Annotated in this window: 10 protein-coding genes and 1 pseudogene; 3 read left to right on the forward strand and 8 right to left on the reverse strand. The window is 59.6% G+C overall.

From position 1 onward, the window contains the following. The first annotated feature begins 349 nt into the window (after positions 1-349). Positions 350-1,660 (forward strand): ArnT family glycosyltransferase, encoded by a 1,311-nt coding sequence (locus ACIOUG_RS00195; RefSeq protein ID WP_401061569.1) that lies wholly within the window; start codon positions 350-352, stop codon positions 1,658-1,660. 225 nt (positions 1,661-1,885) lie between these two features. Here ACIOUG_RS00195 and ACIOUG_RS00200 read toward each other — a convergent pair whose 3' ends face one another. Next, entirely contained in the window at positions 1,886-2,533 is a 648-nt protein-coding gene (locus tag ACIOUG_RS00200; protein ID WP_401061571.1) for a hydrolase, read from the reverse strand. A 179-nt stretch (positions 2,534-2,712) separates the two neighbouring features. On the opposite strand from ACIOUG_RS00200, the gene ACIOUG_RS00205 reads away from it, so the two are divergent. Beyond that, positions 2,713-3,630: a LysR family transcriptional regulator gene (locus ACIOUG_RS00205; RefSeq protein ID WP_401061573.1), complete on the forward strand. Its 918-nt coding sequence runs from the start codon at positions 2,713-2,715 to the stop codon at positions 3,628-3,630. Between the two features lie 266 nt (positions 3,631-3,896). Beyond that, positions 3,897-4,187 carry a hypothetical protein gene (locus ACIOUG_RS00210; protein WP_401061574.1) on the forward strand — a complete coding sequence of 97 codons (291 nt, stop codon included), beginning with the start codon at positions 3,897-3,899 and terminating at the stop codon, positions 4,185-4,187. A gap of 162 nt (positions 4,188-4,349) precedes the next feature. Here the strand turns inward: ACIOUG_RS00210 and ACIOUG_RS00215 are convergent. From ACIOUG_RS00215 to ACIOUG_RS00245, 7 genes and pseudogenes are all read right to left on the reverse strand, one after another. Then, positions 4,350-4,423 (reverse strand): annotated as a pseudogene (locus ACIOUG_RS00215) (cupin domain-containing protein); the annotation flags it as partial. A 90-nt stretch (positions 4,424-4,513) separates the two neighbouring features. After that, positions 4,514-5,860, reverse strand: coding sequence for a glutamine synthetase family protein (locus ACIOUG_RS00220; protein WP_401061576.1), 1,347 nt, complete (start codon positions 5,858-5,860; stop codon positions 4,514-4,516). 21 nt (positions 5,861-5,881) lie between these two features. Beyond that, positions 5,882-6,439 carry a helix-turn-helix domain-containing protein gene (locus ACIOUG_RS00225; RefSeq protein WP_401061577.1) on the reverse strand — a complete coding sequence of 186 codons (558 nt, stop codon included), beginning with the start codon at positions 6,437-6,439 and terminating at the stop codon, positions 5,882-5,884. A 25-nt stretch (positions 6,440-6,464) separates the two neighbouring features. Beyond that, positions 6,465-7,754, reverse strand: a complete 1,290-nt coding sequence (locus tag ACIOUG_RS00230) for an NAD(P)/FAD-dependent oxidoreductase (protein ID WP_401061579.1) — start codon at positions 7,752-7,754, stop codon at positions 6,465-6,467. A gap of 100 nt (positions 7,755-7,854) precedes the next feature. Further along, on the reverse strand, positions 7,855-8,919 hold the full coding sequence (locus ACIOUG_RS00235) for a fimbrial protein (RefSeq protein ID WP_201137660.1): 1,065 nt from the start codon (positions 8,917-8,919) through the stop codon (positions 7,855-7,857). Beyond that, the gene (locus ACIOUG_RS00240) at positions 8,916-11,432 is read right to left on the reverse strand and encodes a fimbria/pilus outer membrane usher protein (RefSeq protein WP_401061581.1); all 2,517 of its coding nucleotides are present in this window, start codon (positions 11,430-11,432) and stop codon (positions 8,916-8,918) included. Before ACIOUG_RS00240 ends, ACIOUG_RS00235 begins: the two co-directional genes overlap by 4 nt. Positions 11,433-11,508: 76 nt before the next feature. Continuing rightward, complete coding sequence (locus tag ACIOUG_RS00245; protein ID WP_401061583.1) at positions 11,509-12,249, reverse strand: molecular chaperone; 741 nt, start codon at positions 12,247-12,249, stop codon at positions 11,509-11,511. Positions 12,250-12,294 lie beyond the last annotated feature (45 nt).

Genomic DNA, 12,294 nt, shown 5'->3' on the forward strand with positions numbered 1-12,294 from the left:
CTGGCCTTACATCACTGTCAATATTCAATCATTGAAATGCACAAAGCCCGTTTCGACACGCTTCGTTAATGCGGTTTTCCTGTTGACATCAATCGGTTCTGTTCAGGGTGTGTTTAGGGCCGTCATGCTTGAATAGTCCTCGCCGCGGACCAGGCTCGACGTTAATTTCGCGCCACACACAAGTTCAATGCAGGCATCACCGGACTGTCAGGATTGCGGTCAAAAGTACAACTTCACTAAAGGGTTAACGATGGATCGATATGATGCCCCGCTTGTTGTAGAGCGCACTTCGCGGGCAGGCATGTTGAAAGGACTGATTACCAGAAATCCATGCCTGAGCATTTTTTCCATGACACTGGCCGTGTTCATGGCGTTGCAGTACAAACCCGCCGTCCTCAACTACACGACACGTTTTGTGGACTTTGCCGAGTACATGTTGCAGCACGGTGTAACGCTGTTCCCGATTGCCGACAATCTCAAGCCTTATCCCGACTACACGGTCCTCAATACGTTGTTGGTCTATCTGGTTTCCTTGCCGTTCGGTCGGGTGTCCATTCTTTCCATGGGGTTTGCGTCCTGCGTGGCCGCGTCGCTGATGCTGGTATTCATTTATCGGCTGGGGGCGCTGCACAGCAAAAAATGGGGTGCGTACGGCGTTCTTTTCAGCCTGCTGACCTGGGCCTTTCTTGACGGCGTCAACTCACTGGCACTGGATATCTATCCGGCGTTGTTAACGGTGATGTGCTTCTATTTTGCCTATTCGGCGGAAATGAAAAAGGACCCGCGGCGCCTGGTGTTTCTGTACCTCGGCCTGGCGCTGGGATTCGCGTTTCGTGGGCCTATTGGCTTGATCGGACCGGCGAGTGTCATTGGCGCTTATTACTTGCTGAGCCGGCAGTGGCGCATGTTGCTACTGTTTTCATTGCTCTCGGGCGTGATTCTGGCTGTGGGGGTTGTGCTGCTGGCATGGGCGGCCTACTTGCAAGGGGGGCAAGCGTTCCTCGAGGAAGTGCTGAACATGCAAGGCATCGGACGCTTTGGTTCCGACCACGCGCCACGCTATTACTTCTACTTCTCCGCTGGCCTGATGACCTACGGCATCACGGTGTTTTACGCCATCCACGTGATTCTCAGGAAGTACAAACTGTTCTTCCACTCGACTCGCGATAAAGATATCGACCTTCTGCTCTATCTAACCGGATGGCTGTTGGTGTTGCTGGTGCTGTTCACTGTTCCCAGTTCCAAGAAAGCGCGCTACATCCTGGCAATCACCCCAGCCATCTCGCTGCTGGCCGCCTACCTCTTCGTCAGCAAGGAAGCCGCCTTCGTCCGCGCCAAAAACGGCCTGCTGAACTTGTGCCTGAAGTTGCCCATGCTGGGGTTGGGGATGCTGGTGGCGGTGCTGGTCTACAACAACTTCGCCAATGTCCCGTTACAACCCAACTACCTCGCCGCAGGCTTGGGGCTGTGCGCGTTGTTGAGCTTCTATCATGTTAAACAGGAGTACTTCGTCGAACATCCCTATCGCGAGTTCTTGACGCTTTCGTTTGGGGTAGCGGCATTTTTGATACTGGATATGTTTTTCTTCAACCCAATCACCTACCACCTGGAACTCATGATCGAACCCACGCCGAAGTTTCTGCCGTATTGGTTTTGGTGAAGCCTCTTCCTGATTCATGAGTCAGCGACACGACTGTCCAGTATCCATATGTTGGTATCTGACAGGGCCATGACGCAATCTGGCTACGGAATCGTCGGAAATGTTCGTCGGTTCAGGGCACGCCATTGCCGCAGCAGGGCCGGCACAAAAAACAGTCGTTTGCAGCAGGAAAAATAAAGGTGTCGCCCGCTTTCGCGAGCGACACCTTCATCCGCTGCCCGCTAATCAGGCCTTGTTGTTCGCCTCTTCCAGCGCTTTTTCAGCGTTGAATCCGTCGAAGTTCTCGAATACGCCCAGAAAGCCCGGCACGGTCATTTCTCGCGCCCAGTCGCGCTGTAATTCGCAGTACATTTGCACCCGGCTGATGAGCTTCGCGCCCGCCTGTTCCATTCTGCGCAACGCTGCCTCGTGCGCGGCGAGCGATGTGCCACCGACCGCATCGATCGGCACATAAACGTCATAACCTTCCTGGATCGCGTCGAGCACCGGGAATGTCAGGCACGCTTCGGTCCAGAGTGCAGTCATGATGAGCTTCTTGCGCCCGAGCGCCTTGACCACCTGCTTGAATTGCGTGTCCTCCCAACTGTTGATCGATGTGCGGTCATAGGTCGGCAGATGGCCGAGCACTTTTTGCAGCTCCTGGATCGGCGGCTTGTTGCGGCCGGTCGCGACATTGACTGTCGAGTGAATGATCGGAAGGTTGTAGTTGACCGCCGCCTTCGCGACGCTGGTTATGTTGAAGACGAGTTCATCACGCGGCATCGAGCGAATCGAAGAAACCTGAACAGGTTGATAATCGATGATGATTAACGCCGAGTTTTCCGGGGTCAGTAGCTGATCGGTATGGGGGTTGCGGAGAGTTTCGCTTGCCATTGGCAAATCCTTTTCATGGGTGACGCACGTTTGTGAATCAGGCCGCAGCCTGTGCGGGTGATGGATTCCGAAACACGTGCGAATGACGCCATGCCCGGAAAATCCATTGTGCTGTTCCCATGTTCGACGCAGTAGTAGCATTGCGCGACGTGCTGTGTCGCGAAAAGAGGAACGCAAGAGTGGATATCGAAGAACTGCATACCTTCGTGGAAGTGGCTGATGCCGGGGGCATTTCGCAGGCAGCCCTACGGCTTGGCGTGTCGAAATCGATCGTCAGCCGCCGCCTGGCTCGGCTTGAAACCGAGTTGGCTGTGCAACTGCTGGCACGCTCCACTCGCGGGGCGGCGCTTACCGAGGCCGGTGCGACGTTCCGGGACTACGCCGCCAGGGTTTGCACCGAGATCGACATCGCCAAGGAAACGATCCTGCCCGCCGGCGCCCTCCGCGGCCGCTTGCGCGTGGCCGTGCCACTGTCGTTCGGCCCGAGTCACTTCGCCCCGATGCTGGCAGAAATGGCGCGCCGGCACCCGCAACTGCACATCCAGACCTGTTACAGCGATCGCTTCGTTGACCTCATTGCCGAGGGGTACGATTGCGCCATCCGGGTGGGCTATATGCAGGACTCCAATCTGATCGCCAGACGGATTGGCCCGGTCTACGGCAAGCTCGTCGCGAGCCCCGCCTACATCAACGTGCACGGCGAGCCCGAGACGCCGGATGAACTGATTGCCCATCAGGCGCTCATGCAGGGCACCGAAGCCTGGCAATTCATGGATGGCGACAAAGTCATCACGGTTCGTCCGCAAGGCCGCTTCAAGGCCGATAACGGCATCGCCCTGGTCGCCGCCGCGACCGCAGGCCTCGGTGTCGCCTACCTGCCCGACTGCCTGACCCATGAACACGTGGCATCCGGCGCACTGGTGCCGATCATGACAAACCATCCTCCCCCTCCGGCCGGCGCCTACATCATCCGCCCGCCGGGTCCGCACCCTGCGCGCAAAATTCGTGTGCTCACTGAACTGCTGATCGAGTTCTTCGGCGAAACACCACACCTGGCAGTGCAGCCGCTGTCACATCAGGATGATGCGCTGGCGTGAGGTTGGGCTAAACGAGAGCGACAGATATTCATCTTTATCCCCCATTCGCGTAGGGCAGCTTGCGGTCAACGCGACTCGATAATTCCCACCCGAGCGTGCATCATCGCGCTCGCCACGATCCCGTCGTGGTTCGGTCGGATTAAAGTCTGTGGACAACAGATGTGCAAAGTGGCGTGTCGGGTGCAAGCGGCCAGAAACAACCATGCAGAATCGTGCATTCGCAGCCATGTCATGGTCAAAATCGAAAATAAGCTACGGAAATAAACATGGACTTGGTTCAGATCGCACCTGCGGCATACCACATAACGGACGACTACTGGCATCTTCTCAAAGCAGAGGATGGCGCTGTTTATATTCTCGTCGAATGTGAAGCGTCTTTCGTGAGTTACGAATGCCTGATCAAGCTGAACGCCGAGGAGTTGCGTGACTACCACGGCCTGGGCTGGCTATCCATTCAGCATCTGGCTAATCGAATTAATTACTTCGTCGGTGATTACAACGACAGAAAAATCACAGGGCCATTGCTTAAAGCAGCCATTCAGGCATCGAAGCTTTAGTCATCTCAAGGCGCTTGGTTGATGCCAGTCCGCACGTATTTAGACGACCACCCAGTTGGAAACGGTCATCAATGAGTGACTGCTTCTAGCCGATAGCTGCCAGCCAAAGTCAACTATTTCCAACTCAGCGCAGACATTGCACGGGATGGCGTTGGATTTTCTCCAGACGTCATTCAAGCCGTTCTTTCGCCATCTTCATGCCCGGTGTTCAAAATACCTCGTGGCTCAATCATTAGTTTAATGATCGATGGAATTCACCGGCGCTGAATTCCATCCGGTCATCGCGGCCCCGGCACCCGGTTCAAGTGGGGGTGCTGAACCAGCAATCACAAATACCAGCGATACTCCCGTGCGCTGATCTCCTGCATGAATGCCAGGTGATCCTGACGTTTGTTCTCGCAATACACGTCGACAAACTCGGCGCCCAGTCCCGCACGCAGTTGCGGCTGATGCTGCAGAGCGCGCACCGCGTCGAGAATTTCCGTCGGGAAAGCGATGCCGCTGTTGCGGTCGTCGTTGAGTGGCGGAATCGGTTCCTTGCCTGATTCCAGACCATGTTCGAGGCCCACCAGAATTGCCGCCAGCACCAGATACGGGTTGGCGTCGGCGCCGGCGAGGCGGTATTCGATGCGCAGGTTTTTCGTGTCCGATTCAGGAATGCGCAAGCAGGCGTCACGATCCTCGTAACCCCAGCTCGCCTGGGTCGCGGTGTTCACCGTGCCGCTCAGGCGGCGCATGGCGTTCTGGTTCGGGGCGAAGATCGGCATGCTGTGCGGCAGCAGGTCCAGGCAGCCGGCCACCGCGTGGCGCAGTGCTTGCTGGTGATTGGCCGCCAGCAGGTTGTTGCCAGCGGCGTCATACAGGCTGACATGCACGTGCATGCCGCTGCCCGGATGTTGCACGTAGGGCTTGGCCATGAAACTGGCGCGGTAGCCGTGCTTGAGCGCAACCCCACGGGTGCTGCGACAGAACAGCGCCGCCCAGTCGGCGGCACGCAAACCGTCGTCCAGATGGCCGAAATTGATCTCGAACTGCCCCGGGCCCAACTCGGCGGTAATCACCGTGGCGTCGATACCCTGAGCCCTTGTCGCCTCAACCATTTCATCAAGCACCGGGGCAAAGCGTGACAGGCGCTCGATGTGCATGTTCGGCTGATCATCGGCGTCGTCGGTCAGCTCATCGCGAGGGAATTGCGGCAGGCCGTCGCGCAGTTTTTTGTCGAACAGATAGAACTCCAGTTCGAAGGCCACCACCGGGTGAATGCCCTTGGACGCCAGTCGATCCAGCACTTTCGCCAGCACTTCGCGGGGTTCGAACTCGATGGGTTTGGCGGTGCCGTCAGAGGTAATCAGCATCTGCCCCAGCGGCTGCGCTTCCCAAGTCACGGGCTTGAGTGTGCCGGGCACCAAACGGCGCACGGCGTCCGGGTCGCCGTCGTTGAAACAGTAATCGCCAATCTTGAACAGACCGCCCTGCACGCCCAGCAGCACACAGTTCTGCGGCAGTTTCAGTGCACTGCCCGCCGCGACTTTTTCGAGCATGTCCACCGGATAGCGCTTGCCGTAGAAGTGCCCCGGAATGTCCAGGGAAATCAGGTCGACATAACGCACCTCGGGGTAGCGTTGGCGAAACGCGCGCACTTCGGCGAGCAGGTCAGAGCAGACAGCGTCCATCGTGTTCATCCTTTGTTGTTATCAGGTGTAGACCCAGAGCACACGGGTGAGCTGCCCGCTGAGGTTGCCGTAGCGGCAATGGGTGTGACTGTCGAATTGAAAACTGTCGCCGGCGCTTAAGGTCACAGGCTCGTCGTCGTTGCCCAGCCACAGGGTCAGCTCGCCTTCGAGCACATAGCCGCCCTGCTCCGAGCTGTCGCTCATGTGCCGGTCGCCACTGCTTGCGCCCGGTTCCAGATGACTTTCGAGCATGGAGAACGATGCGCGCATCTGCGGCGACACCAGAATGTCGGTGATGCCGTTGGCGTAATACAGCGTGCGGCGTTCGTCCGGGCGGGTCACCCACGGCAACTCCTTGGGCTTGGGCAGACTGTAAAAATAAGTGGTCGGCACACCAAGGGTTTCGCTGATCGCGGTGAGGTCGGCCACGGTCGGGCGCGACAGGCCGCGTTCGACTTGCGAGAGAAAACCCACCGAACGGCCGATTTTGTCGGCCAGCTCTTTGAGGGTGTATTTCTTGTGCTTGCGCAGGTCGTGGATCAGGATCGCCAGCGCAGCGATTTCTTCTTGCTTGTTCATGGCCGGGTTTCCAGAAAATTTTTCATCAAATGCTGTCGCGCAGTCGATACCAGGCCTTGCCGACCGCTTCCAGCGGCGCGGCGAGGTATTTGCCGCCGGGGAAGCGGCCATTGCTCAGGCCCTGATACAACGCCAATTCATCCTCCTTGCCGAGAATCGCCTCGGACACGGCGCGGGCGGCGGCCAGCGTCGGTAGCACGCCGTGGCCCGAGTAACCCTGCAACCAATAGCGATCACCCTCACGGCCAACGTCCGGGGTGCGTTTGATTGTCAGGTCGATGTGCCCGCCCCAGGCGAACTCCAGAGCGACCCCTTTGAGTTGCGGAAACACCCGCTCGAGAAACGGCCGAGTCGCCGCCGCAATGTCCTTGGGCATACCGCCCAGGTAAGTGCAGCCGCCACCAAACAGCAAGCGGTTGTCGGGCGTGCGGCGGAAGTAATCGAGGACGAACTGGTTGTCGGTCACGCAGACGTTGCTCGGCAGCAGCGCGGTGGCTTGCTCCGGCGTCAGCGGCGCGGTGGCGACTTGGTAGGTGCCGACCGGCAGGATGCAGCTTGAGAGTTGTGGATCGAGTTGATCGAGATAGGCGTTGCAGGCCAGCACCAGCACATCAGCCTTCACCGAGCCGCGCTCGGTGTTGACCCGAAAACCGTTGCCCTCCTGCTGATAACTCAACGCTTTGCTTTGTTCATGAATGCGCCCGCCGGCACGCTCGATGGCGACAGCCAACCCAAGGGCGAGTTTCAGCGGATTGAGGTGCGCGCCTTCGGCGTCAAAGAGGCCGGCCTGATAGCGTTCACTGGCGACCCATTGCGGCAGGTCTGCGCGGGGAATGAACTGCAGGCCATCGTGGCCCCACTTGTGACTGGCCTCGTGTTGCCATTCAGTCAGCAGGCTGACCCGCCGCGGCATCACCGACGTCCACAAATGGCCCGGGCGGTAGTCGCAATCGAAACCATGACGATCGGGCAGTTCACGCAGTTCCTGCGCGGCCCAACGCATGCCGTTCCACAGACGCCGGGCGCGCTCATATCCAAGCGCTGCCTCCAGTGGCGGCATGTCGCACGACCAACCCAGAATCGCCTGCCCGCCATTACGCCCCGAGGCGGCCCACGCCACGCGACTGGCTTCCAGCACGGTGACGCGCTTGCCAGCCAAGGCCAGGCGCAACGCAGTGTGCAGGCCACTGAAACCGGCGCCGATGACCACCACGTCGGTATCGTGCTCACCTGCCAGCGCCGGCCGAGTGCTGAGGATATCGGCGCAACTGTGGGCGTAATAACTGGCGACATGCTGCGGGGATTGCTGAAACATTCGGCGCCTCATGAAATTATGTTTTTATAATTTCATGAAAATCTATACGAATAATTTCACGACAACAACCCTGACATGAATCTGCGCAGGTTCTATGCCTTCACTTGTAGGTAATGGTGAAGTTCGCCGTGGCCGTCGCGCTGCCCGGCTGTGGGCCTGTGGAATTGCCAGCGGTCTGGATGTAGCGTGCACCAAATTCCAACACGGTGTTGCCATCCTGCACCGGCATCACCGGCACTTCGACGCCCAGCGGCATCGGCGTGCCGTCCTTCTTCAACACTTGCACGGCAACGCCGCTGGCGGTGGCTTCGGAGTTGAGCCCGAGTACGCCTTGGGTGCCATCGACGATCATCGAACCTTTGGCGCCGTCGAGGCGGATGTTGGCGGTGTTGCCGCTGAAATAGTTCCAGGTCGGGTTACCGGTGTAGGTCCCGGCAATGCAGCTTTCCAGGGTGATGTTGAAGCCCTGAGTCTCGGTCACACTGCCGGGCCCGTTGAATACGCGGCGCTCCCAGTTTTTCATCGGCACGTCGATGATGCTGCCCACGCCTTCGGGCATGCTGCACCCGGCCACGGTCACACTGCCGGTCAGGCGGCCGTCGATCCAGTCGAACGGCGTGCCATTGTTGTCGATCGTGACGGTATACACCTGCAAGTTGCCGAAATCGTGGTTGCCCGCTGGAATGGGCCCTGTCTTGATCAGGATCAGACTGTTGTTGGTATTGGAGGCAAAACCACCGCTATTGCAGCCGACAAACGTCAACGGAAAGTACCAACTGCCGGAGGTCAGACAGAGGTAGCTGGGGCGACTCTCGTTGACCATCCCCACCCCGACGCCGGGAATGTTCGTGGCGTAGAGCTGGCTACCTTGTACAGCCCCGATGGCTGCGGTGACCGTGGGCAACTTCGCACCCAACATGTTGGCCTGGATCGAAAACGGCACGGTTGTCGTGCAGTTGATGATCGGGAACCGGGTGTACTTGACCAGACCGATGGTCGATCCCACACGCGCATCCTGGGGAATGTACACATCCCCGATGGGGTGCACGCTCTGGGTCGCGCTGGTTGACCTACAGTCGGCCAACGCCATCTCTGACAGCACAAACGGTACCGCCGCCAACGCGCTCAGCAGCAGGCGCTTTTTCCACGTTTTCATGTGTTTCATGGACGAACTCCTCGACACACGGCATCCATCACCCGGTAACCATCGGTGGCCGGGGTGTTGCCGATATCCAGTTGAATTTCACAGGTTTGTGCGGCTTTCTCGCCCCACTTCATGGTGTAGGTCTTGCCGCTGCCGGCGGACAGCAGCACCTGACCGGCCTGCCCTACCACACCGACGCTGGCGCCCTGCTCGTCATGCACCGTGGTGCCGAACGGCAGCAACTTGCCGTCCTGCAAACGCACGTTGAGCAGGATTTTTTCCGAACGGCTCGCAGCGAACGTCGCCTTGACCACCGCGCCACGGCGCGGCACCACGTTGGTCACGCCTTCGGCGATGTCGACGCTGGTATCCAGCTCGCTGGTGTCGACTGCCACGCGGTTTTTGCGGTACGGCGTGACGTACGGCACCAGCGCGTAGCCCTTGTCGTTGGTCAGGGTGCCCGGCGCGTTGAGCACGCCGACCTTCGGCGTGTCCTTGACCTCGACCAGCGCCACGGTTTCACCGAGGGTCTGGCCAAACTCCAGGCCATCGCTGTGCGCCAGCACCGAACCGGCGGCGCTGACCGACGTCTGCTTGTAGCCCTGGCCGACGCTGACCCCCGCGCCCAACTGGGCAAACGGTGCGCGATAGCCGACCATCGCCGAGCCATTGTTGCCGGTGTTCTCCACGCGGTTGGCGTTGACGCTGTAGTTGAGGTTGCCGTCGCGTCCGCTCAGACCGGCACGCTGATCGAGGCTGCCATCGTTATTGCGGGTCACGCTGAACGTACCGGTGTTGCGCGACTGGCCCAGCGGCATCGAGACGGTGAACACCAACTGGTTGTTGTCACCGAACGAGTCGGTCAGGGTCTTGCTGGCATATACGCCATAGGTCACGCCCTTGTACTGGGTGTTGAAGCCCAGTTGCATCTGCTTGTCTTCGCGCGAGGTGCCCCAGTAGTTCTGTTTGCTCATGTTCAGGTAGAACGAGCCGTAATTGTCCAGCGCCTGGTTGATGCTGGCCTCGACCTTGCTGCGTTTGGAGAACTGGCTGTATTCGTTGGGTTGCTGCAAATCCACGGCCTCGGCGAAATCCCGATAGCCTTCGGTGGAGTAGCGATAACCGGCGAAACGCACCGACGTGCCGGTCTCGAACGCTTTGCCATAGCGCAAGCCGACGCTTTGGCCTTTCTTGCTTTCACCCTTGGCCGAGACCGACGTCGGCACATCGGTCTGCGCTTGGGTCACGTCCACCGATACCGCACCGAGACTGCCCAGGCTTTTGCCGACACCAACGGTGCCGGCGCGATAGAAGTCGGCACCCAGCAAACCACCGTACAACGTCAGGTCGAACGGCAAACCGTACGCCGCCGTGGCCTGGCCGAACATCGGGCGCTCGCCGCCGTTGGCTGCGTTGTACTCACCGGCCGTGACGCTGTAGCGCCAGGTTTTCTCACGCAGCATGTTGGCCAGCGTCGCGTACGGCTGGGTAAAGCGCCGCTCGCGGCCGTCGGCTTCGGTGATGATCACTTCCAGATCACCGCTGCCCGAGGCGGCGTTGAGGTCGTCGATCTCGAAGGCACCCGGCGCCACGTAGGTGGTGTAGAGCGAGTAGCCGTTCTGGCGCACTTCGACCTTGGCCTGAGTTTCGGCAATACCGCGAATGATCGGCGCATAGCCCTGCATCGAATCCGGCAACATGCCCATGTCCGAGGCCAGTTGCACGCCACGAAACGGCACGCTGTCGAACACATCGCCCGGGGTAAAACTTTCGCCGAGGGTCAAGGTGCCCTTGAGCGAGGTGATATCGCGCTGCGCATAGGTGTTGCTGCGCTGCCAGTCACTGCCACCCTCCTTGTCCTGACGGAACGAAGAGCTGGAGCGAAAACGCCAGTCGCCGAGGTTGAAACCACCGTTGGCATAGAGGTTGTACTGGTTGCCGCTACCGCGCGCATCGCTGTGGGTCTGCGCGGCGGAAAACTGGTAATTGAGCATCGCCGCGTTGATCCCGCGATCCCACTCCGAAGGTGCAACATAGCCGGCCGCATCGCGGCGCAAGGCGATTTGCGGCACGCTGATGTCCAGCGCCAGGTGACCGGCATCGAAGCTCACCGACGCACCGTCGATCAGCGCCGCCAGATCCATGCAATCGGGGAGGATTTCACCGGGCACCTGGAAGGCTTCGATCTTCACCCCCAGCTCCTGCAAAAATGCGGGTGACAGGCACGCGCGCACTTCGCCGCTGGCCTCGTCTTTGGCAAACGTCATGTCGCGACGATCAAAGAAGCTCTGGTTCAGGCGAATCACCACCGGGTAGGTGCCCGGGCCGATGCTGCCGCTGTTGCCGATGGCGTCCAGGTCCAGGTTCGGACCGGCACTGGCCCCGCCAAACGACTGCATGAAACCTGCATCGAACTTCGCCGGTTCACCGGCGTGGGCGACGTTGCCCAGGCACGCGGCCACGACGGCCACCCACAACGGCAGCGGCGCAAACGGCACGGTAAAACGGGAGCTGGAGGAGGCTTCGATTCGCATGGCAATACTCACTACTCTGCCGCCGCGCCACAGGTGTGGCACGCCGATTCAATCGCAAGGAAAAAGGGATGAAGCGTCAGCGGGCGCTGCTCAGCGCAACGCTCTTGGGATCGGTGTAGCCGCCGTAATCGTTGATCGCGGAGTACACCACTTCGCCACTGGTGCCCTTGAAGCCCGGCAGCGGATAACGCTGGCTGCTCATCGGTGCGACCATTTTCGGTTCGGCGACTTCAACGCTCTGTGCACCCGACTTGGCTGTCACACCAATGAACGACACGTGGTACGGCGATGGATTGTTGACCACCAGCACGGCCTGGCCCTGCTCCTGCGTCAGGCTCCATTGCAACTGCGACGCGGCATCCAGCGCGGTGCCCTTGAGGCCCGTCGGGCGATAGAACAACTTGACCCGGGTGCGCATGGCGATCTTCAGCGTGTTGGCATTGCCCTCACTGGCCACCGGAATTTCCTGGGCGTTGAAATAAAAGACCGATTCGCGATCCGCCGGCAGATTGCCCGCGACTTTCTGGATACGCACCATCTGTTCTTTACGCGGATCGAGACGGAACAGCGGTGGCGTCGAGACAAACGGCGTCGCCGTGGTCATGTCATCCGCCTCGGTGTTGACCCAGGTCTGCACCATGTACGGTTGCGAGGTGGTGTTGCTGACGGTGATGGACGCATCACGCTTGCTGCCGTCGAACACGATCCGCGTGCCACCGAGCATCACACCGGCCTGACTGACGCTGCTCACCAATGTGCTACCCAACAGCAGCGCGATGGCCGATGCGATTTTGAGGGGGGAAGTCAGTTTTTTCATTTCGATCATCCTCTGGCCGCCCGGCCACTGGCACGAGCGAGGGGA

The sequence above is a fragment of the Pseudomonas sp. NPDC087803 genome (assembly GCF_044742995.1).
Lineage (GTDB): Bacteria > Pseudomonadota > Gammaproteobacteria > Pseudomonadales > Pseudomonadaceae > Aquipseudomonas.